Source organism: Streptomyces sp. CB01580 (assembly GCF_001905795.1).
In the GTDB taxonomy this organism is placed as follows: Bacteria; Actinomycetota; Actinomycetes; order Streptomycetales; family Streptomycetaceae; genus Streptomyces.
Genome location: NZ_LIXJ01000003.1, coordinates 478,973 through 499,404 on the forward strand (window position 1 = coordinate 478,973; position 20,432 = coordinate 499,404).

A 20,432-nucleotide genomic window follows, 5' to 3' on the forward strand; every position below is an offset into this window, starting at 1 on the left:
GGGACCGGCTCGGCATCCGCCACTCGGCGGCGGCCGCACGGCGACCGGCTCCGGCGGCGCGGGCCTCGGGGCGGCCTCAGCGCGGGGCGCGGCTGCGTCCGGCGCAGTCGACCAGCACGGGCAGGGCCCGCTCCAGGGCGCCGTCGTCGTCCGCGAACGGGAGGCGCAGGTGGTGCCGGAAACCGTCCACGGCGGAGAAGGCGGGACCCGGCACGATCAGGACGCCCGCACGGCGGGCCAGTTGTGCCGTGGCCTCGGCATCGGCGCCGGGCATCTCCACCCAGAGGGCCGACCCCCCGGCAGGCCGTTCCCACCGCCATCCGGTCCCCTGCGCGCGCAGGAGACGTTCGGTCTCCGCCAGGCGTTCGCGCAGCCGGGAGCGGCGCCGGGCGCGGGCCTCGGGCAGTTGCTGGAGCAGACGCACGGCCAGCATCTGCTCGACCACCGGGCAGGACAGGTCGACGGACCTCTTGATGTCGGCCAGTCGGCGGACGACGGTCGTGGAGGAGCGGATCCAGCCCAGCCGCAGACCGCCCCAGAACAGCTTGGACAGGGTGCCGATGGTGGCGGACCCGGCGGGCGGCAGCCGGGAGGCCAGCGAGACGGGCGCCTCGTCGTGGTCCAGGGCCAGTTCCGCGTACGCGTTGTCCTCCACGGCGTACAGGCCCTGCTCGGTGAGAACGGCCGCCCAGGCCCGGCGCGTGTGCTCGTCCATGCTGCGCCCGGTGGGGTTGTGGACGGACGGCTGCAGATAGACGAGGCGTGGGCGCACGTGCCCGGACAGCCGGGCCAGGACGGCGGCGTCGCGGTGGGAGGCGTCGGCCGCCAGCGGGACCAGCCGGGCGCCGCGGGCCCGCAGGGCTTCGAGGGCGCCGCGATAGGTCGGGTCCTCGACGATCACGGTGTCCCCCGGCTCGACCAGTCCCTGGGTGATCAGCCAGACGGCCTGCTGGGACCCGGCGGTGACGAGGATCTGCTCCGGCGTGGTGGGCAGGCCGGCCGCGCGGTGGTAGCCGGCGATCGCCTCGCGCAGCTCGGGCAGCCCGTACGGCAGGTACCCGTCGTAGGCCAGCGCCGCGGTGAGGTCGCGGGCGGTCAGGGATCCGGCCGCCGACGCCACCATCGGCAGGCCGTCCAGCGCGCCGCTGGAGAGGTCGATGCCGTCGTCCCTCGTGCCGAAACTGGCCAGCCGCCCCTCGGTCGCCGGTTCGCCCACGCCTCCCGATCCCCGCAGCCGGGAGCCGCTGCCCTGCCGGCTCTCCAGCCATCCGTCGGCCTCCAGCAGCCCGTACGCGGCCGTCACCGTGGAGCGGCCGACCCCGAGCGCGGTCGCGAGGGCCCGTTGCGAGGGCAGCACGGTGCCGGGAGCGACGTCCCCGCGCTCCGCCAGCTCCCGCAGCGCCTCGGCGAGCAGCTGCGGCAACGCGCCCGCGCCGCCCTTGGACCACCCGGTCAGCAGACGCGACAGGCGGGTGGGAGGAATGCGGTCCATGCGTTCATCATCACCCGGCACAGGCCAATTGCCCTCAAGTGGTCCTGGTCGCCCTCCGGCCGCGGGCACATGATCGGGAGAACGCCGTTGCGAAGGAGCAGAACATGGCGACCGTCGTGCTCGTCGGAACACTGGACACCAAGGGAGCGGAGTACGCGTGGCTGTCGGCGCGGCTGCGCGAGTCGGGATGCGACGTCGTGCTCGTCGACGCGGGCGTGCTGCCGCCGCCGCAGGACGGCCCCGCGAGTGACGTCGACGCCGCCGCCGTGGCGCGGCGTGCCGGGCACGATCTGGACGCGCTGCGCGCCGCCGGAGACCGTGGGGCGGCCGTGACCGCCATGGCCGAGGGCGTCGAACTGGTCGTCGGCGACCTGCACCGGGAGGGGCGGCTGCACGCGGTCCTGGCGGTCGCCGGCAGCGGCGGCTCGTTCATCGCCGCCCGCGCCATGCAGGCGCTGCCCGTCGGCGTGCCGAAACTGCTGGTCTCCACCATGGCGAGCGGGGACGTGTCGCCGTACGTGGGCAGCAGCGACGTCACCATGATGTACAGCGTGGTCGACGTCGCGGGCATCAACTCGGTGTCGTCCCTGATCCTGGGGAACGCGGTGGCGGCGGCTGCCGGGATGGCCGCCCACCACGAGCGGAGCGTGAACCGGTCGCATCCGCAGGGACGGCCGCTGATCGGTGCCAGCATGTTCGGCGTGACCACGCCCGCGGTCGACGCCGCCCGGCGGCGTCTGGACGAGCTGGGTTACGAGGTGCTGGTCTTCCACGCCACGGGCGCGGGGGGACGGGCCCTGGAGAAGCTCGCCGCCGGGGGGTTCCTGGCGGGCGTCCTGGACCTGACGACCACCGAGCTCGCGGACGAACTGGTCGGCGGCGTGCTCAGCGCCGGGCCGGACCGGCTGACGGCGGCGGGCCGGGCGGGGCTGCCCCAGGTCGTGGCCCCCGGCGCCCTGGACATGGTCAACTTCGGCGCCCGCGAGACGGTTCCGGAACGCTTCGCCGAGCGCCGTCTCCTCGTCCACAACCCCACCGTGACCCTGATGCGCACCACCGCCGGCGAGATGACGGAACTCGGCACCCTCATGGGGCGGAAGCTGGCCGCGGCCCAGGGCCCGGCGGCGGTCCTGTGGCCGCTGGGAGGGGTCTCCGCGGTGGACGCGCCCGGCGGACCGTTCCGGGATCCGGAGGCCGACACGGCCGGGCTCTCGGCCCTGCGCACGGCACTGGAGGGCAGTGCCGTCGAGCTGCGCGAGGTGGACGCGCATCTGAACGACCCGGCCTTCGCCGTGGCCGCCGCCGACCGTCTTCACCAGCTGATCTGTGCCCCCGCGGACCCGGAAACGGGCGTCCGCTCCTGACCGGCGTCCGAGCCCGCACGGCGTGCCCGCGCCATGTGACCGCCCATGTCACGCGCGTCTCCTAGGCCCCGCGCGCCCGACAGAACTCGACCGCATCCGACCGATCCCGAACGATCTCACCCGAACAGGAGTCCTTCCGTGAACCGCGACCAAGCCCTGGCCCGCCTGACCGCACAGGTCGGCGCCGGCAAGCCCGTCATCGGCGCAGGCGCGGGCACCGGCCTGTCCGCCAAGTGTGCGGAGGCCGGCGGCGTCGACCTGCTGATCATCTACAACTCCGGTCGCTACCGGATGGCCGGCCGCGGCTCGCTGGCGGGCCTGCTGCCCTACGGCGACGCCAACGCCATCGTCCTGGACATGGCGGGCGAGGTCCTCCCCGTGGTGCGGGACGTGCCCGTGCTCGCCGGGGTGTGCGGCACCGACCCGTTCCGGATCATGGGCAATTTCCTCGACCAGCTGAAGGCCGTCGGCTTCACCGGCGTGCAGAATTTCCCCACGGTCGGCCTGTACGACGGGAAGTTCCGCGAGAACCTGGAGGAGACCGGCATGGGCTTCGGCCTGGAGATCGACATGATCCGCCAGGCCCACGAGCGCGATCTGCTCACCGCGCCCTACGTCTTCGACCCCGAGCAGGCCGCCGAGATGGCGCGGGCCGGCGCGGACGTCCTGGTCCCCCACGTCGGACTCACCACCAAGGGGTCCATCGGCGCCGCCACCGCCCTCACGCTCGATCAGGCCGCCACGGCCGTGCAGGAGATGCACGACGCCGCCAAGCGTGTCAACCCCGACATCATCGTGCTCTGTCACGGCGGGCCCATCGCCGAGCCCGAGGACGCGCGCTACGTCCTGGAGCACACCACGGGCATCGCCGGGTTCTTCGGCGCCTCCTCCATGGAGCGGCTCCCCACCGAACGCGCCATCACGGAACAGGCGCGCGCCTTCAAGTCGCTCACGATCGGCTGATCGAACGGGGAAGCACGGGGCCGGCCCGGACCGGGACGGCGGGGCGCGCGACGGGGAATGCTCCGCCGCGCGCTCCCCGTGTACTCCCGTGCGCCGCGTAGGACGTACCGTGCCCGGGCATCGACCCAGGGGACCGACTCGTGCGTCCAGGGGGGTGCGCTGTGCACGGACCGGCGATGTCCGGCTGGCTGCTGATGGCGTTGTGCGCGATGACGGGCGCATACTGCCTGCTGCGTACGCGCGGCGAGACCGGTGAGGGGCGCAGGGCCGCGCGCGCGGAGGCGCTGATGGGATTCGCCATGGCCGCCATGGCGGTGCCGACGGCCGTCATGACACCGCCCGCGTGGGGGTGGGCGGTGTACGCCGTGCTGTTCGGCACGGCCTCGGTGCGCGCTTTGTGGTTCTCCCGGCGCGGCGGGCACCATCTGCACCATCTGGTCGGGTCGTCGGCGATGGTCTACATGGCGTTGACGATGGCACCGGGCGGCGGGGGCGCGGACGGTCACGGCGGGCACGCGGATCACGCCACGGCCGCCTCGGCCGGGGGCATACCCCTGCTGACCGGGCTGTTGCTGGCCTACTTCGCGGCCTATGTACTGCGTGCGGGGGCCCGGTTGATACCGGTGACCGCGGGCGGCGGACCGGCCGGGAACGGAATCGGCGGACCGACCGGGGTCGGCTGGGCGGCACGGCCGGAGCTCGCTCTCGCCTGCCGGATGACGATGGGGATCGCCATGTTCGCGATGCTGCTCACCGTATGAGGAGCGCGGGGGCAAACCGTGGCGTGCGTCACTTGCCGTGCCCGGGCATACCGCGGGCCCCTCGACGCTCATAGGCTGACGCCATGTTGGTCTCCCTCGCACTGCTGTCGCTCGGTGCACTGGCCGCTGTCGTGACCCCGCGCCTGATGGCGCGGGCCCGGTGGCCGGAGCGGGAGCCGGTGGTCGCGCTGTGGGTGTGGCAGTGCGTGGTGGCCGGGGTGCTGTTGTCCTTCGCGCTGTCCATGACGTTCAGCGCGGCCGCGGCCTGGCAGGCGGTGCGCGGGCACGTGTTCGCGCCCGCGCCGCGGGCCGTGGTGGAGGCGTACGCGCTGGGCGACCACGACCGGTGGCCCGCGGCCATGGCCGTGCTGCTGGCGCTGGGCGGCGTATGGACGGCGGCGATGCTGGCCCGCGAGGTGCGCCGGGCCCGCGTGCGCCGGCGTCGGCGCAGGGCCGAACTGCTGGTGCGCTCCCCGCTGTTGCCCGGGGAGAAGCCCGGCAGCGGGCGGCTCGTCGTGCTGGAGGGCGAGCGTCCCGGTGCCTGGTGGCTTCCGGGCGCGGCGCCGCAGCTCGTCATCACCACGGGGGCGCTCGGCCGCCTGAAGGGGCGTCAGCTTGATGCGGTGCTGGCCCATGAGCAGGGACACGCGAAGGCCCGGCACGACTGGCTGCTGCATTGTTCCGACGCACTGGCCACCGGATTCCCGCAGGTCCCGGTGTTCGCCGCCTTCCGCGACGAGATGCACCGGCTGGTCGAACTGGCCGCGGACGACGTGGCGTCGAAGCGGTTCGGACGGCTGACGATCGCCCTGGCGCTGGTGGAACTCAACGAGGACCGGGGGGTGTTCGGCCCGTCCCCCGCCGCCGACGCCCAGCTGCCGCTGCGCGTGAACCGGTTGCTGACTCCGGTGGAACGGCTCACCGCGGGCCGTCGGCTGCAACTGACCGCGGCGGCCGCCCTGGTGCCGGTGATTCCGCTCCTGGTGGCTTTCCTCCCGGGGCTCAGCGCGCTGCGATAGCCGGGGCGGGGGGCTTTCCGCGAAGATCGCCTCATGCCCCCACCACCCCCCGCTCCGCAGCCCCGAGCGCGTCGCTTCGTCACACCGTTCTGCGCGGCCGCGGTCTGCGCCGCAGTCGCCGTGGTCCTGCTGGTTCTGGTCGCCGTGCGCTGGTCGCCGCTGATGGCCGCGGACCTCTCGGTCGCGCGGGCCCTGCACCGCAGGGCGGTGACGGAACCCGGTCTCGTCCATGTGAACCGGATCCTGACCGACTGGGTGTGGGATCCGTGGACCATGCGCGCGCTGATCGCGGTGGCCGTGGTGGTGCTGTGGTGGCGCGGCGCGCGCGTGCTCGCGGGGTGGGTCGCCGTGACGAGCGTGCTGTGCACCGTCCTGCAGCAGGGGCTGAAGTCCGCGGTCGGACGTCAGCGCCCCCGATGGCCGGATCCGGTGGATTCCGCCCACTACGCGGCGTTCCCCTCCGGCCACGCGATGACCGCGATGGTGAGCTGCGCCCTGCTGCTGTGGCTGCTGCGCCGAAGCGGTCCGGGCCGGCCGGTGTGGCGGGCGGCACTGGCCGTGGCGGTGGTCTCGGTCGCCGGGGTCGGCGTCACCCGGCTCTACCTGGGGGTGCACTGGATGAGCGATGTGCTGGGCGGCTGGCTGCTGGGGGCGGCCCTGGCCGGGTTCTGCGTCGCCGGGTACGACCGGTACGAGCGGCGGGGCCGGTACGAGCGGTGCGGAAGGGCGGCCTTGCCCCGGCGTTCCTGAACCGGAAAGGATCGCCCTCATGCGAATCAAGGGTGTGCTCTTCGACTTCTCCGGGACCCTCTTCCGTATCGAACCGGTCCGGTCCTGGCTGCGCGCCGCCCTCGCCGAGCGCCGGGTGCCGATGGGCGAGGACGAGTTCGAGCGGTGCGCGCGGGAGCTGGAGGCGGCCGGGGCGCTGCCGGGCGGTCCGCCTCCCCTGCGGGTTCCCGACGAGCTGGCCGGACTGTGGGCCGCCCGCGACGAGAGCGCGGAGCTCCACCGGCGGGCGTACACCGCCCTGGCCCGGCAGGTGGAGCTGCCGGACCCCGGGCTGTACGACGCGCTGTACGAGCGGCAGAGGAATCCCGCCGCCTGGCGGCCGTACCCGGACGCGACGGAGGTGCTCGGCGCGCTGCGCGAGAGCGGCACCCGCGTCGGTGTGGTCAGCAACATCGGCTGGGACCTGCGACCGGTCTTCCGGGCGCACGGCCTGGGCCCCCTGATCGACGCCTATGTGCTGTCGTACGAGCACGGCGTCCAGAAGCCGGACGCACGTCTCTTCCACACGGCCTGCACACTTCTGGGGCTGGATCCGGCGGATGTGGTGATGGTCGGTGACGACCTTCACGCGGACGGCGGGGCGGCGGCGCTGGGCTGTGACGTGCGGTTCGTGCGCCATCTGCCGGTGGAGGAGCGGCCGGACGGGCTGCGGGCGCTCCGACTGGTGCCGGGCGCCGGCTGAAGAACATGTGAGGGATGTCCCTGACGCACAATGGGTCGGATTTTCACACCAGGGCCTTAGCCTGTATGCATGTCCCGTTCTCCGTGCCCCTCCGATTCCACGCGTACCGCCGCCGTGGTGAACAAAGAGATTCGTGACCTGTGGCAGCGTTCGGGCGGCCGACTGTCCCCGGAGGACGAGGAGCAGTACCAGCGGCTGCTGGTGGAGTGGGCGGCGGTGACGGGCGGGAGTTCCAGGCCCGCCGCGTGACGCAGCCGTGCGCCCCGGCCCGGCCGCGGTGACCGGGTGGGCGCGTGGTGGCTACCGGCCCTCGCCGACGCGCCGGGCCTGACGGTTCGCGCCGTCGAGGACGCTGTCGAGGAGCCCGGGGAACAGCGCATCCAGGTCGTCGCGGCGCAGCCCGTTCATCTTGGCCGTGCCTCGGTAGAACTGCCGCACGACGCCGCTCTCGCGCAGCACGCGGAAGTGGTGCGTGGACGTGGACTTGGACACCGGCAGGTCGATGCGCGAGCAGGGCAGCTCGATCCGTGCGGCAGCCAGTTCACGGACCACGCGCAGCCGCATCGGATCGGCGAGCGCGTGGAGCACTCCCTCGATCCGGATCTCGTCCCGCGCCGGGTGGTCGAGCACACGGCCACCGGCCGCGGCGCTCACCGCGGGGGCGCTCGCTGGGGTCACCACGACGTCACTTCCTGGCTCCTTGGTCCGGGTCAGCCATGATACGAGACCCGTCGTAGTTCGACGTTCCACGTACGAACGGCTCCGGCCGGGCGCCACGACGGGTGCCGGGCTCGGCGTCACCGCCGAGCAGGTCCGGCCCGTCGGCGAGCGAGGCGAGGTGTCCGGCCGGGATCGGCGATCGGCCCGCGGGTGGTCGGATCGGGCATCCCCGCCACGCCGGTGATCCGCGCCGCGACCGTGCCGTCCTCCTCGACGACCTCCTGCACGACCTCGAACGTCTTGCCCTCGCCGTACACGAACCGGCAGGTCACGCGCACGCGATCGCCGCCGCGGAGCTCCCGCAGGCGACTCGCCCTCGTTTCGAGGGCCACCGGTCCGACGCCGCCGACCAGCGACTTGTCCCGCGGGAGGCCTGCCGCGCCAGGGAGTTCCCACCGCGCGTGCTCGGCGTACTGCGGCTGGACGGCCTGGTTCGGACAACCCTGGAGGCGAGCTCGTAACCCCGCACGGTCACATCCACGGAAAAAGTCATGGCGCCCCCGCGCCATTCGGTGTTCGATCGTCCCTCACGCCCCCGCACCCACCCCGCGCCCTTCACAACGTCCGACGCCCCCTCCCAACGTCCGGGAGAGAATCCTCATGACGGCATCGTCACCCACGACTCCCCCGCGCCTGGTTCCACTGCTGGAGCAGTTCGACTTCGCACGGGGGCGACTCGTCGACCGCCTGGCCGGCCCCTGTGTGGACAGCGGGAACGGCACGGCCGTCGCGGTCGAGCCGATGACCGACGAGGAATACCTCTGGGAGCCGGTGCCGGGCTGCTGGTCGTTGCGCCGCCGCTCGGACGGACCGGGGCCGACGGCCACCCTCCTGGCCGGCGCGGGCGAGTGGGGACGCGACTCCGCGGACTTCCCGCATCCCTCTCCGCCGCCCTTCACCACTCTGGCCTGGCGGCTGAGCCACCTCGGCGAGATGCTGACGCTGCGCGCCGACCACACGAACGGCACCCATACCCTGGCCCGGGACGACTACCGGATCGTGGCGGACGCCGCCACCGCGATCACCGATCTCGACTCCGCCGCCACGGCCTGGCGGGAGGCGCTGCTCGGCGCCGACGACGCGGCGCTGGACACGGTGGGGCACAGCACGTACCCGTACGGCAGCGATCCGGAGGACCCGTTCCTGGAGACCGTCTGGTGGGTCAATCAGGAACTCCTGCACCACGGGGCCGAGATCGCGCTGCTGCGCGACCTCTACCGCGCCCGGCGGCACTGAACCGGATGCGCGCCGCCCGGCCCCGCCGCGGCGCGGGAACGGCCAGGACGCAGGGGCGGCGCCCCGATCCCGTCAGACGGCGCGCAAATACTGGTCCGGCACGCGCGGTCCGGCGCCCAGTTCACGGGCCGCGTGCTGGGCCCACGACGGATTGCGCAGCAGCTCGCGGCCGAGCAGGACGGCATCCGCCCGGCCCTCGGCGACGATCTTCTCGGCCTGGTGCGGCTCGGTGATCAGACCGACGGCCGCCACGGGCAGGGAGGTCTCCGCCCGGACACGTTCGGCGAAGGGCACCTGGTATCCGGGACCGGTCTCGATCCGGACGCCCGGCGCGTTCCCGCCGCTGGAGACGTCCAACAGGTCGACGCCGTAGTCGCGGAGCTCACGGGCGAGCCGCACGGTGTCGTCGACGGTCCAGCCCTCGCGCTCGTCCTCCTCGTTCTCCGTGAGCCAGTCCGTCGCGGAGATCCGGAAGAGGACGGGCAGGTCGTCCGGCCAGACCTCCCGCACCGCGTCCACGACCTGGAGGGCGAAGCGCGCACGGTTCTCGAATCCGCCGCCGTACTCGTCCGTGCGGCGGTTGGTGTACGGCGAGAGGAACTGCCCGACGAGGTAGCCGTGGGCTCCGTGCACCTCGGCGACCTCGAAGCCCGCGTCGAGTGCGCGGCGGGCGGCCTCGCGGAACCGGTCGACGACATCCCGGATCCCGTCCGCGGTCAGCTCGTGCGGCACTGGACGGCCCTCGTCGAACGGCAGGGGGCTGGGGGCCACCGGCGTCCAGCCGTGCGCGTCGGGGCCCACGGGACCGCCGCCCAGCCAGGGCGCCGCTGTCGACGCCTTGCGCCCAGCATGGGAGAGCTGGATTCCCGGCACCGTTCCGCGCGCCTTGAGGAAGTCCGTGATCCTGCGGAAGGCGTTCACCTGGGCGTCGTTCCAGATGCCGAGGTCCGCCGGGCTGATCCGGCCCTCGGGAGCGACGGCCGTCGCCTCGGTGAGGACGAGTCCGGTCCCGCCGATGGCACGCGCCGCGAGGTGCGCGAAGTGCCAGTCGGTCGCGACGCCCGCGTCCGGGCCCGTGGGCTCGGCGCTGTACTGGCACATGGGTGCCATCCACACCCTGTTGGGGATGACGAGCGATCGCAGGGTGAAGGGCTCGAAGAGGGCGCTCATGCGCAACTCCGTTCCGGTGGGTGTTCCCGGTGGACAGGGGAAGGGCGGCAGCTAGTACGATAATGGCCGTACTACGATACTCGTCAAATTACGACGGCTCTCGTACGACAACGCGGGCGCACGGCCCATTCCCGCCGGGGACCGACCAGGAACGGCCTCCCGCGCACCCCGACCGGACCGCCCCCTGTTCGTCGACGGAGCGGGGCCGCCGCCCCGCCCGTCCCGGCCGACGCGACGGTCAGCCGCGCCGCCGGAGCACGATGGCGGCGTCCGCGTCGTACCCCTGGGTCCAACTGCGCCCGGCGTCCGACGTCCAGGTGACGTGGACGGTCTCCCCGGCGGCCCTGACGGCCTCCACCGTCATGACCCGGTCGCCGTCCCTCACGTCCCCCCGGCGCAGCTCCCGCGCGCGGACGGCCACGGGTTCCGACGCTGCCGCGGCCTCGGCCCGGTCCGCCGCGAGGACGAGGGCCGCCGCCAGTTCCCGGGCGCGGGCGGGGGTGCAGACCAGGGACAGCTCCCCCGACGGCGCCGCGGCACGGATGCCGACCCCCGTCCCGGCCGGGGCCACCTCCAGGGTCGCGACGCGCCCCTCACGGTCCTCGACACCACTCGTCATCGCTCCGCACTCCTCCCGCACGACCTGCTCGCCCGTCCCGTGTCGGGCGAACCTTCCCGCCGGTCCGCCCGTAGAGCAATTGCGTTGCCGGCCGGTCCGCGCCCGCATACCGTCCCACACATGGCAACACCCACTCTGAACACCGAACGGCTGCTTCTGGAGCCGTACTCCCCCGCCGACGAAGAGGCCTTCGTCGGGCTCTTCCAGGACACCCGGGTCTCCCGATGGATGGGCGACGGGACGAAATCCGAGGCCGAGGACCGCGCCATGTTCCAGCGCGTCTTCAGCAAGGTGTACGCGCAGGAGCTCTTCGACGTATGGGCGGTGCGGCACGACGGCCGCCTGATAGGACACGCGGAGATCAAGCCGACCGAGGAGGTGTCCGGTCACGAGCTCGTGTACGCCCTGGAGCCGGGCGCGTGGGGACGCGGTTTCGGCACCGAGATCGCCCGGGCGCTGATCGCGTACGGGCACGATGCCCTCGGGCTCACCGAGGTGCATGCCACGGTGGCCGCCGAGAACACCGCGTCCCTGGTGCTGCTGGACCGGCTCGGGTTCCGGTACGTCCGGGACATCACGGAGGACGACGGCAGCACGACCCGGGTGCTGGCCCGGTCCGCCGCCGCGGACACCGCCGACGAGGCGCCGCAAGCGGCGTCCGGTCAGCCGCTGTAGACGTCCAGTCGGCCGCACATACCGAACCTGCCGTGGGCAATGGGCCGTTCGGCGTGCACGGCGGCGGCGGCGAGATGTCCGCCGTCGCCACGCGCCAGGGCGTCGAGCCGGTCACCGGTCGCCGCCGCGGCGGCCGCGGCCCCCTCGCGCCAGCGCCGCCGCCACTCCCCGGCCATCGGCCGCACGAGCGCGGCGGCGGCCCGGTGGAAGGCGGCGAGGGGACCGGGGTCACCGGCCTCGGTGGCCCGGCGCAGCGCCAGGAAGCCCTCGACGGCGAGGTCCCGGCGGGCGAACGCGGCCCGCTCCCGCTGCGCTTCGGACCCTTCGACGGGAAGTGCGGCCGCCGATCGGTAGCGAGCGGGGTCCGCCAGGTGGTGGGGCGGCAGGGTGAGGACGGCGTCCCCCGCCTCGGGCAGTCCGCCGTTCTCCATGAGGACGACGACCCTCAGCTCGTCCTCGTCGACGATGCGATGGATCGTGCCCGGCGTGAACCGGACCAGGGCGCCCGGAGCCAGCGGCGTCTGCCGGAAGCCCGAGGTGGTGAGCGTCTGCACCGATCCCGTGCCCCCGACCACCACGTACGCCTCCGTGCAGGCCAGATGGAGATGGGGCGTCCCGCCGCGCAGCCCGTCGATGGCGGGACGATCGTAGACCCGCAGATGAGAGACGGCGACGGCGCCGGGAAGCCCTTCGAAGGTCGACACGCGTACTCCTTTTCGGTGTGTCGGTCGCAGCGCTGGGAAAGCGCTTTCCGCATGTCCCGCACCGTAGCGGCACCGGCCGGGAAGCGACAGGGGCGGATCGCCGGGAATCGCCCTGCGGGGTTGCGCCGGGGACGAGGTGCAGACTTGCGCGTATCCGGCAAAACGGCGTTTCGGGAGGTTCGGTCATGGCCGACGTACTGCTCACCGTGGGCACCCGCAAGGGACTCTTCATCGGCCGCGGGCGCGGTGGCGCGTGGGAGTTCGACGGTCCGCATTTCAACGCCCAGGCGATCTCCTCGATCGCGATCGACACGCGCGGCCGGGTGCCCCGGCTGCTGGTCGGCGGGGACAGCGCGCACTGGGGTCCGTCCGTCTTCCACTCCGACGACCTGGGCCGCAGCTGGATCGAACCCGAGCAACCGGCCGTGAAATTCCCGCAGTTCACCGGCACCTCACTGGAGCGGGTCTGGCAGCTGCAGCCGGCGGGGGCCGAGGCGCCGGACGTCGTGTACGCGGGGACGGAGCCGGCCGCACTCTTCCGTTCCCGGGACGGCGGGGTGTCCTTCGAACTGATCCGCCCACTGTGGGAGCATCCGACGCGCTCCGCGTGGGTGCCGGGCGGGGGCGGCGAGGGGCTGCACACCGTGCTCACGGATCCGAGGGACGCCGGGGCCGTGACGGTCGCGGTGTCCGCGGCCGGGGTCTTCCGCACCGGGGACGGCGGGGCGAGCTGGGCCCCGGCCAACAAGGGGGTGTCGGCGTCCTTCCTCCCCGGGCCGGATCCGGTGTTCGGGCAGTGCGTGCACAAGGTCGCCCGGGACGCGGTCGATCTCGACCGGCTCTATCTCCAGAACCACTGGGGCGTGTTCCGGAGCGACGACTCCGGGGACCGCTGGACGGACATCGGCGGCTCCCTGCCCTCCGACTTCGGTTTCGCCATGGCGGCGCACCCGCATCGTGCGGACACCGCCTACGTCTTCCCGATCAGCGCCGACGTCGACCGGGTGCCGGCCGAGCACCGTTGCCGGGTGTTCCGCACCGGGGACGCGGGCGGAACCTGGGAGCCGCTGTCGGCGGGGCTGCCCGAGGAGGCGCACTACGGCACGGTGCTGCGCGACGCGCTCTGCACCGACGACGCCGACCCGGCCGGGGTGTACTTCGGCAACCGCAACGGCGAGGTGTACGCGAGCGCGGACGACGGGGACAGCTGGCGGCAGCTCGCCTCCCACCTGCCGGACGTGCTCTGCGTCCGGGCGGCGGTGGTCGGCCCGTGACGGCCGCCGGAGGGAGCCGGCCGCCCGCGGTGACGCGCGGTTCTCACCGGGAGGGCCAAACGCTCGCCGGGGTCGTGCGCAACGCCCGTCGGCGCCGGGAGGCCCGCCGCCGGAAGAGCTCCGACGGCGGGCGTCCGGTCACGGCAGTTGCCAGTCCACCGGCTGGGCACCCTGGCGGAGCAGCAGCTCGTTGGTGCGGCTGAAGGGGCGCGATCCGAAGAAGCCGCGGTCCGCGGACATGGGCGAGGGGTGCGCGGACTCGATCGCCGGGAAGTCGCCGAGGGACGGCCGCAGATTGCGGGCGTCGCGCCCCCACAGCACGGACACCAGGGGCTTGCCGCGGGCGGCAAGGGCACGGATGGCCTGCTCGGTCACTTCCTCCCAGCCCTTGCCGCGGTGCGCGGCCGGCTTGCGGGGCGCCGTGGTGAGTGCCCTGTTCAGCAGCAGCACGCCCTGACGCGTCCAGGGCGTGAGGTCGCCGTTGGACGGGCGCGCCAGTCCCAGGTCCGTGTGGAGTTCCCGGAAGATGTTCTCCAGGCTGCCGGGCAGTTGGCGGACCTCGGGGGCCACCGAGAAGCTCAGCCCCATGGCCATTCCCGGTGTGGGGTAGGGGTCCTGACCGACGATCAGGACCCGTACCTCGTCGAAGGGCTGCTGGAAGGCGCGCAGGACGTTCGCGCCGGCGGGCAGATAGGTGCGACCGGCCGCGATCTCCGCACGGAGGAAATCACCCATCGCGGCGATGCGTCCGGCCACGGGGGCCAGGGCCTCGGCCCAGCCGGGCTCGACTACTTCATTCAAGGGTCGTGGTGCCACGGAACATCACTCTACCGGCGTAGCCGACACTCCCCCGCTCCCTGTCGACAGCTCCGACCTCCGGACTCCCGTTCCCGGTCTCCCGCCTCCCGGCTCCCGGCTCCGGGTTCACCGGCTCCGCATTCCCCTTCCTCGGGGCTTCCGCCCCTCCCTCCTGTCGAACTCCCGGCCCCACCGCCCGGCACGGGGAGATCCGCCGTACAACCGGTTCCGCCTCGGGCGACCCGCGACGGTCGGGATAGGCTGCCGCCGTCATTCCTCGTTCCTCCTCGCACTGGAGCCGGTCCATGAGGTCACACAGGCGTCCGCCGGTGAGCGGCGATGCGCGTCACACCCCGTGGAGGCGATCGTGACGACGGGGACGGACACGCCCTCCAAAGCGACGGAGGCACAGGGAGCGACCAGGGCGAAGGCGACCACGGGGGCGGGTGCGCCGGGCCCCTTCGTGCTCGGCGTGGACTCCGGCGGCTCCGGGCTGCGGGTGGCGCTGGGCAGCGTGGACGCGTCCGGCGCCCTGGACACCGCGGTCTGCGGCGAGCCGGTGCGGACCGGTCCGGAGGGGATCGACGCGGGCCACCTTCTGGAGCAACTGCTGCCCGCCGCCCGTCACTTGCTGGAGGGGCAGGGCGCCCGCCACGACTCCGGGATCGCCGCGGTGGCGATCGGCGCCGCCGGAATGGCCACCCTCGGCGGGCAGTTGCGCGCCGAACTGCCCGCTGCCCTGGAACGCGCGCTCGGGGTGCGGCTGCTGGCTCTCGCCGCCGACGCGGTGACCGCGTACGCCGGCGCGGTGGAACAGCGTCCCGGCGCGGTCGTGGCGGCGGGCACGGGACTGATCGCGCTGGGCACGGACCTGACGCGTTGGCGCCGGGTCGACGGCTGGGGTCATCTGCTGGGCGACAGCGGCGGCGGCGCCTGGATCGGGCGGGCCGGTCTCGACGCCGCCATGCGCGCGTACGACGGCCGCCGCGGCGGGTCCGCCGCACTGCTGGCCCGGCTGGAGGCGGTGTTCGGGCCCGCGCCGGAGCTCCCGGGGCGGCTGTATCCGCGCACCGACCGGCCCGCCGTGCTGGCCTCGTTCGCGCCCGAGGTCGCCGCCTGTGCCGGTCACGACCCGGTCGCGGCGGGCATTCTGCGGGAGGCCGCCGCGCACATCGCGGCGGCGGCCGCGGCCGTGTGCCCGGAGACCGGAGCCGACGGCGGACCGTGCGAAGTGGCCCTGACGGGCGGCCTGTTCCGGATGGGCGATCCACTGCTCGTACCGCTGCGCGAGGAGCTGTCCCGGCAGGTTCCACGGGCCCGGGCGGTCCCCGGTTCGGGTGATCCGCTGACCGGCGCCCTGTCCATCGCACGGGCGGCGGCCGACGGGGATCTGCGGCTGCCCCGCCATCCGACGCTGTTGTACGTACACGGCGACGGGCCTCGCAATGACCCGGACAGGCGCCGACAGAACGGGACGGTCAGCCGGTAAGCCTCTCATCGGATAAAAGCGGACAGATGGCGCCTGGCTGGGCCCTCCCCGAACGGGGAGGCACTCGAAGCCAGTAGCATGCGGCGCCATGAGCACCCCCACTGGGCCCGCTTCCGGCCTGCCTGTACGAATGCCGCGACCTCGCCAGTCCGGACGGCACCGCCGCCCGGAGCCCGTGGTCGCACCCGAGGGCGCCGCGGCGCTCGTTCTCGCCGTCCCCGGTGCCCCTTCCTCGGCCACGCGCAGCCTGGCCGAGGAAGTGATCAGCATCGCCCGTTCCGAGCTGCCCGGTCTGAACGCCCTGATCGGCTACCTCGACGGCGACGACGCCGAGTTCCCCACGCTCGCGTCCGTCCTCGCCCAGAACGCCGCCGAGCGCGTCGCGCGCGTCGAGCAGGCGCGGGCCGCGGGTCGCGAGGTCGCCGACCCCGAGGGCCCGTCGGCCGTGGTGGTGCCGCTGCTCGCGGGGCCGGACAGCGCGCTGATCAGGCAGATACGGCAGGCCGTGATGGACAGCGGCACGCAGGTGGAGCTGACGGACGTGCTCGGCCCGCACCCGCTGCTCGCGGAGGCGCTCCACGTCCGTCTGTCCGAGGCCGGCCTGGCCCGCGCCGACCGCGCGCGGCTGTTCACCGTGGCGACGGCGGCCGACGGCATCGTGCTGGCCACGGTGGGCGGAGAGGAGGCCGTGCAGGCGGCCGGGATCACCGGCATGCTGCTCGCCGCCCGACTGGCGGTTCCGGTGATGGCCGCGGCGCTCGACGTGGACGGGTCCGTCGCGTCGGTGGCCGAGCAGCTGACGAGCTCGGGCTCGGCGCAGCTGGCGCTGGCCCCGTACCTCGTCGGCCCCGAGGTGCCCGAGGGTCTGCTCGACATCGCCGCGAAGGAGGCGGGCTGCGCGGCGGCGGAGCCGCTCGGCGCCTACCCGGCGATCGGCAAGCTCGTGCTGTCGATGTACATGTCCGCGCTCGGCATCACGCCGGCCGTGCCGCAGGGCGCCCCGGCGCACTGAGCCGGGGCCGGGCGCGCCGCCCGGTGGGGTCGCCGTTCGTTCCCGACGGCCGGCCGGGTCCGGAGGAACCGGACCGGGCCGACCGTCGTGGTGCTCGGGACGTGTCGGCGGCCGTCAGGCGAAGACCACGCAGGAGGCGGCGGGGACGTCCAGCGAGCCCGCACGACGCGGGATGCCGGTCGTCGCGTCGACGGCGAACCAACTGACGTTCCCCGACCGCTCGTTGGCCGCGTACAGCCACCGCCCGGTGGGGTCGAGCGCGAGATCGCGCGGCCAGTGACCGCCGCAGGCCACGGTCGTGACCGTCCTCGCCCTCTCACCGGCCGGGTCGAGGGCGAGGACGGAGATGCTGTCGTGACCCCGGTTCGCGGTCCAGAGGAACCGGCCGTCGTGCGAGACGACCACCTCCGACGGGTAGGTCACCAGATCCTCGGCCCCCTCCTCCCCCTCGGGCAGCACGGCCGTCTCGGCGACCGGTTCCAGAACGCCCGCGGCGGCGTCCCACCTGCACACGGTGACGGTCGGTTCGAGTTCGTTGAGGACGTAGGCGTGGCCGCCGTCGGGGTGGAAGGCGAGGTGGCGCGGGCCCGTGCCCGGCCGCAGGCGCGTCTCGCCGTGCAGACGCAGCGCGCCGGTCGCGGTGTCGAGGGCGCAGATCCGCACGGAGTCGGTTCCGAGGTCCACGCTGAGCACCCAGGCGCCCGAAGGGTCGGGCAGCACCTGGTGCGCGTGCGGGGCCCGTTGGCGCTCGGAGTCCGGACCGCTGCCCTCGTGGCGGAGCACGGAGCCGACGGGGCCGACGGAGCCGTCCGGCCGCAGCGGCAGGGCGGTCACGCTGCCGGAGCCGTAGTTGGCGGTGAGCAGTTGACCGGCCGCGAGGGTCAGATGGGTCGGGCCCTCGCCCTCCACGGGCCAAAGTTCGCCGATCGGTCGCGGCACGTCGCCGGTGATGTCGAGGGCGGCCACCGCGCCGTGCTCGGTCTCGCTGACCGCGTAGAGCACCCCGCCGCCCGACCCCGGCCCGTCGCCGACGGCCAGGTAGGAGGGATCGGGGACGGCGTCCGTCGCGCCGAGGAAGCTCAGTTGCCCGGTCCCGGCCTCCACGGCGACGGCGGTGATTCCCCGTCCGCCCGCCGAGGTGAAGGATCCGATGTAGGCCCGCCCCGTGCCGTCGCCCGTCGCACCGCTTGTCACCGCACAGCCCCTCTCCGCCGACGGACCGCAGCCGTGCGTGCCGCCGCGGTCTCTCCGGAGCGACGGTAGCAGTCGGCCGGTCAAGGTCTGGACCAGGGCCACGGCGGGTGGTACGGGCCCGGCCCCGCCGTGTCACGCGCCGATCAGCGGCGCCCCCGGCGCACTGCGCAGCGGCGCGGCGAGTTCGGCCAGGGCCCGCTCCAGGCCGTGCAGATGGGCGAGTGCGGGCTCGGCGACGGTGACGGGCGGCGGCATGCCGGGCACGTCCGCCCGCCGCGCCGGGTCCGGGGCGGTCAGTGCCTCGACGGACGCCTCGACACGCCAGCACGCGGCGGCGAGACGGGCGTCGTGGGACGCCTCCGGGTCGGCGGCGACGGAGGCCAGTCCGCGTACTTCCCAGGCGCACGCGTCCAGGAGCGCGAGCACCTGCCGGGCCCTGACCCGGCGGGCGCGCAGCGGGCTCAGCGGGTGCACCAGCGGCGCCAGTGAGAGCCGGACCCGGCCGAGGAGCGCATCCAGTTCGGCGATGCGCGGCGCGGGGTCGGCGGTCGCCGAGCCCGCCAGCCGCGCCGCGGCCTCCGCGGTGCAGGCGTGCACGCAGCGCAGGGCCCGCTGGATCCACGCGTCGGTGGTGGCGTGGGTGGTGACGGGCAGCACGAGGAGCACCGCGAGGGCGGCGGCGAGCGCCCCGGCGGCGGTCTCCGCGACCCGCAGCAGGAGCAGGGCGGGGTCGAGCACGCCGAGGAGTCCGTAGAGCGCCCCGGCCAGCACGGTCACGGACAGCATCATCCAGGTGTAGGAGACCGCGGCGGTGTAGAAGATCCCGAAGATGCCGAGCGCGACGAGGAGGGCGCTGGGCACGGGCGTCCCGTGCAGCGGCACGACGACGGCCAGTCCGACGGGAACGCCGATCAGGGTGCCGAGGACCCGGCGGAAGCCGCGCACCAGGGTCTCGCCGCGCGAGGTGGTGTTGACGAAGACCCACCAGGTGGCGCCGACGGCCCAGTACCAGCGCTGTTCGGACAGGAGCAGGCCCGCCGCGAGCGCGACCGCGCCGCCGGCCACGGCCTGGACGGCCTGCCGGGTGGTCACCCTGGCCAGTCCCGTGCCGGTCGACGGGACGGGTACGGGGACGGCCGGCAGCCGTCGTTCGTAGCACCACAGGCCGAAGCGGACGGTCGAGGAGGCGAGGAGGGAGAGGGCGACGGCGGAGTACAGCTCGGGGAGCTGCTCCGGCAGTGTGTGGAGGAACTGCGTGGTGAAGAAGGCCATGAACGCGAAGACGCCCAGTGAGTGGCCGCGCGGCCCCCACCTGCGCGCGTACACCCCGAGGCCCATGACGGCGAGGAACGCCGCGCCCCGCGCGGTCGGGTGGTCGTGGAGCACGGCGGCGAGCGCGAGCACGGGGAAGCCCGCGACGGGCAGCAGCGCGGTGGTGAGGGCCTGGTCCCTGACCGTGGTGTCCAGCACGGTGAACAGCGCGAGCAGCGCGGCGAGTCCGCCCGTGACCGCCGCGACGAGCGAATGTCCCGCCAGTCCGCAGAGGGTGACGGCCAGGCCGATGCCGAGGACGGCCCTGAGCGCGCCGCGCAGCCGCAGCCGGCCCGGGTCCGGGGAAACGAACATCCTCTTCAGCACGTGGCTCCCGTTTCGTGCACCGGTTCCGCGCACCGGCATGAAAAAGGCGCCGCGGAGATCCGCAGCGCCATCGACGGGTACATCACAACACCCCTGAGGACCGTGGCTCAACCGAAGGCCGATCCACTGGGCCATTGGTCCAGTCGATGGCTGTCAGGCCGGGCCAGGGGTGGGCCAACGGACCGGGGGCGACATGCAGTCCGCGGGCGATCCGGTTCCGCTCCTCCAGGAGGGTGCGCCGCGCGCGTTCCTCCGCGGTGCGTTCCTCCTGGACGACCAGCCGGGTGCGGGCCACCCCGAGTCCGCCCGGCGCGGCGCCGACCACGACGGTGGTGACGAGGACCAGGAGCGCGAGGCGGAGGTCGCCGCCGCCGGGGCGTGGGATGCCCGCGACGCAGCCGAGTCCCGCGAGCACCGTGATCGTGAGCGCCTCGACGGCGATCCGGGGCCGTACCGGCAGGGCCGGCAGGAACGGCGACCCGGCCTGCTGGGCGACGGAGGCCCCGTCCCGGGGGAAGGCCGGGCCGCCGGGGACGGCCGGCCATGGGCACGCTGTTCGAGGGGAACACGTCGCCCTGGTGGGCGTTCGCGGCGAACGGGGTGACCGCGACCATGACGAGCAGGGACGTCCACCAGGCCGGGACTGGGCGGTAGAGCGCGACGACGAGCGACACGGACCGGGCCCCGTCGAAGAGGATGCCGAGCAGGATGCCCGTCCGGCAGTGGAAGGCGTACTGGTTCGTGGCGAGGACGAGCATGCCCACCGCGAGCAGCGTCGGCGGCACGGCGATCACCGGCCGCCATTCCAGCCAACGCGGCGCTCCCGCCCGTCC

General features: G+C 74.0%; 21 protein-coding genes and 1 pseudogene. 12 read left to right on the forward strand and 10 right to left on the reverse strand.

Annotated features, from left to right (window positions below):
• Positions 1-76 precede the first annotated feature (76 nt).
• Entirely contained in the window at positions 77-1,492 is a 1,416-nt protein-coding gene (yczR, locus tag AMK22_RS07170; RefSeq protein ID WP_073782446.1) for an aminotransferase-like domain-containing protein, read from the reverse strand.
• A 104-nt stretch (positions 1,493-1,596) separates the two neighbouring features.
• On the opposite strand from yczR, the gene AMK22_RS07175 reads away from it, so the two are divergent.
• The 7 genes from AMK22_RS07175 (at position 1,597) to AMK22_RS39090 (ending at position 7,319) form a co-directional block, all read left to right on the forward strand.
• Entirely contained in the window at positions 1,597-2,856 is a 1,260-nt protein-coding gene (locus AMK22_RS07175; protein ID WP_073782448.1) for a Tm-1-like ATP-binding domain-containing protein, read from the forward strand.
• A gap of 138 nt (positions 2,857-2,994) precedes the next feature.
• Positions 2,995-3,819, forward strand: coding sequence for a phosphoenolpyruvate hydrolase family protein (locus tag AMK22_RS07180; protein ID WP_073782450.1), 825 nt, complete (start codon positions 2,995-2,997; stop codon positions 3,817-3,819).
• Between the two features lie 161 nt (positions 3,820-3,980).
• On the forward strand, positions 3,981-4,580 hold the full coding sequence (locus AMK22_RS07185; RefSeq protein ID WP_073782452.1) for a DUF5134 domain-containing protein: 600 nt from the start codon (positions 3,981-3,983) through the stop codon (positions 4,578-4,580).
• A gap of 83 nt (positions 4,581-4,663) precedes the next feature.
• A complete protein-coding gene (locus AMK22_RS07190; RefSeq protein ID WP_073782454.1) occupies positions 4,664-5,599 on the forward strand; it encodes a M56 family metallopeptidase in 936 nt (311 codons plus the stop codon).
• A 33-nt stretch (positions 5,600-5,632) separates the two neighbouring features.
• Complete coding sequence (locus AMK22_RS07195; RefSeq protein ID WP_073782456.1) at positions 5,633-6,349, forward strand: phosphatase PAP2 family protein; 717 nt, start codon at positions 5,633-5,635, stop codon at positions 6,347-6,349.
• Positions 6,350-6,368: 19 nt separating this feature from the next.
• Positions 6,369-7,070, forward strand: coding sequence for an HAD family hydrolase (locus AMK22_RS07200; protein ID WP_073782458.1), 702 nt, complete (start codon positions 6,369-6,371; stop codon positions 7,068-7,070).
• Between the two features lie 69 nt (positions 7,071-7,139).
• Positions 7,140-7,319 carry a hypothetical protein gene (locus AMK22_RS39090; protein ID WP_073782460.1) on the forward strand — a complete coding sequence of 60 codons (180 nt, stop codon included), beginning with the start codon at positions 7,140-7,142 and terminating at the stop codon, positions 7,317-7,319.
• Between the two features lie 51 nt (positions 7,320-7,370).
• Here the strand turns inward: AMK22_RS39090 and AMK22_RS07210 are convergent, their stop codons facing one another.
• Both AMK22_RS07210 and AMK22_RS07215 read right to left on the reverse strand, forming a co-directional pair.
• The gene (locus AMK22_RS07210) at positions 7,371-7,748 is read right to left on the reverse strand and encodes an ArsR/SmtB family transcription factor (RefSeq protein WP_073782851.1); all 378 of its coding nucleotides are present in this window, start codon (positions 7,746-7,748) and stop codon (positions 7,371-7,373) included.
• Between the two features lie 121 nt (positions 7,749-7,869).
• A pseudogene (locus tag AMK22_RS07215) lies at positions 7,870-8,283 on the reverse strand (acyl-CoA thioesterase); the annotation flags it as partial.
• A gap of 107 nt (positions 8,284-8,390) precedes the next feature.
• Between AMK22_RS07215 and AMK22_RS07220 the strand changes: the two are divergent.
• Complete coding sequence (locus AMK22_RS07220) at positions 8,391-9,026, forward strand: DinB family protein (protein WP_073782462.1); 636 nt, start codon at positions 8,391-8,393, stop codon at positions 9,024-9,026.
• 72 nt (positions 9,027-9,098) lie between these two features.
• On the opposite strand, the gene AMK22_RS07225 is transcribed toward AMK22_RS07220, so the two are convergent.
• A complete protein-coding gene (locus AMK22_RS07225) occupies positions 9,099-10,196 on the reverse strand; it encodes an NADH:flavin oxidoreductase/NADH oxidase (RefSeq protein WP_073782464.1) in 1,098 nt (365 codons plus the stop codon).
• A gap of 238 nt (positions 10,197-10,434) precedes the next feature.
• A complete protein-coding gene (locus tag AMK22_RS07230; RefSeq protein WP_073782466.1) occupies positions 10,435-10,815 on the reverse strand; it encodes a hypothetical protein in 381 nt (126 codons plus the stop codon).
• A 120-nt stretch (positions 10,816-10,935) separates the two neighbouring features.
• Here AMK22_RS07230 and AMK22_RS07235 point away from each other — a divergent pair, with 120 nt between their 5' ends.
• Positions 10,936-11,490, forward strand: coding sequence for a GNAT family N-acetyltransferase (locus AMK22_RS07235; RefSeq protein ID WP_073782468.1), 555 nt, complete (start codon positions 10,936-10,938; stop codon positions 11,488-11,490).
• On the opposite strand, the gene AMK22_RS07240 is transcribed toward AMK22_RS07235, so the two are convergent.
• A complete protein-coding gene (locus AMK22_RS07240) occupies positions 11,478-12,194 on the reverse strand; it encodes a cupin domain-containing protein (RefSeq protein ID WP_073782470.1) in 717 nt (238 codons plus the stop codon). The two genes, AMK22_RS07235 and AMK22_RS07240, sit on opposite strands and share 13 nt — an antisense overlap.
• Positions 12,195-12,379: 185 nt before the next feature.
• On the opposite strand from AMK22_RS07240, the gene AMK22_RS07245 reads away from it, so the two are divergent.
• On the forward strand, positions 12,380-13,468 hold the full coding sequence (locus AMK22_RS07245) for a WD40/YVTN/BNR-like repeat-containing protein (protein WP_073782472.1): 1,089 nt from the start codon (positions 12,380-12,382) through the stop codon (positions 13,466-13,468).
• A gap of 138 nt (positions 13,469-13,606) precedes the next feature.
• Here AMK22_RS07245 and AMK22_RS07250 read toward each other — a convergent pair whose 3' ends face one another.
• Positions 13,607-14,284 carry a uracil-DNA glycosylase gene (locus AMK22_RS07250; protein WP_073782474.1) on the reverse strand — a complete coding sequence of 226 codons (678 nt, stop codon included), beginning with the start codon at positions 14,282-14,284 and terminating at the stop codon, positions 13,607-13,609.
• A gap of 445 nt (positions 14,285-14,729) precedes the next feature.
• Between AMK22_RS07250 and AMK22_RS07255 the strand changes: the two genes are divergently transcribed.
• Together AMK22_RS07255 and AMK22_RS07260 are read left to right on the forward strand one after the other, a co-directional pair.
• Positions 14,730-15,755, forward strand: a complete 1,026-nt coding sequence (locus tag AMK22_RS07255; protein ID WP_242433877.1) for an N-acetylglucosamine kinase — start codon at positions 14,730-14,732, stop codon at positions 15,753-15,755.
• Between the two features lie 88 nt (positions 15,756-15,843).
• Complete coding sequence (locus tag AMK22_RS07260) at positions 15,844-16,767, forward strand: sirohydrochlorin chelatase (RefSeq protein WP_073782476.1); 924 nt, start codon at positions 15,844-15,846, stop codon at positions 16,765-16,767.
• 114 nt (positions 16,768-16,881) lie between these two features.
• Here the strand turns inward: AMK22_RS07260 and AMK22_RS07265 are convergent, their stop codons facing one another.
• From AMK22_RS07265 to AMK22_RS07275, 3 genes are all read right to left on the reverse strand, one after another.
• Positions 16,882-17,961, reverse strand: coding sequence for a lactonase family protein (locus AMK22_RS07265; RefSeq protein ID WP_073782478.1), 1,080 nt, complete (start codon positions 17,959-17,961; stop codon positions 16,882-16,884).
• 132 nt (positions 17,962-18,093) lie between these two features.
• The gene (locus AMK22_RS07270; protein WP_073782479.1) at positions 18,094-19,599 is read right to left on the reverse strand and encodes an FUSC family protein; all 1,506 of its coding nucleotides are present in this window, start codon (positions 19,597-19,599) and stop codon (positions 18,094-18,096) included.
• Between the two features lie 82 nt (positions 19,600-19,681).
• Positions 19,682-20,014 carry a hypothetical protein gene (locus tag AMK22_RS07275; protein WP_073782481.1) on the reverse strand — a complete coding sequence of 111 codons (333 nt, stop codon included), beginning with the start codon at positions 20,012-20,014 and terminating at the stop codon, positions 19,682-19,684.
• Positions 20,015-20,432: the final 418 nt, after the last annotated feature.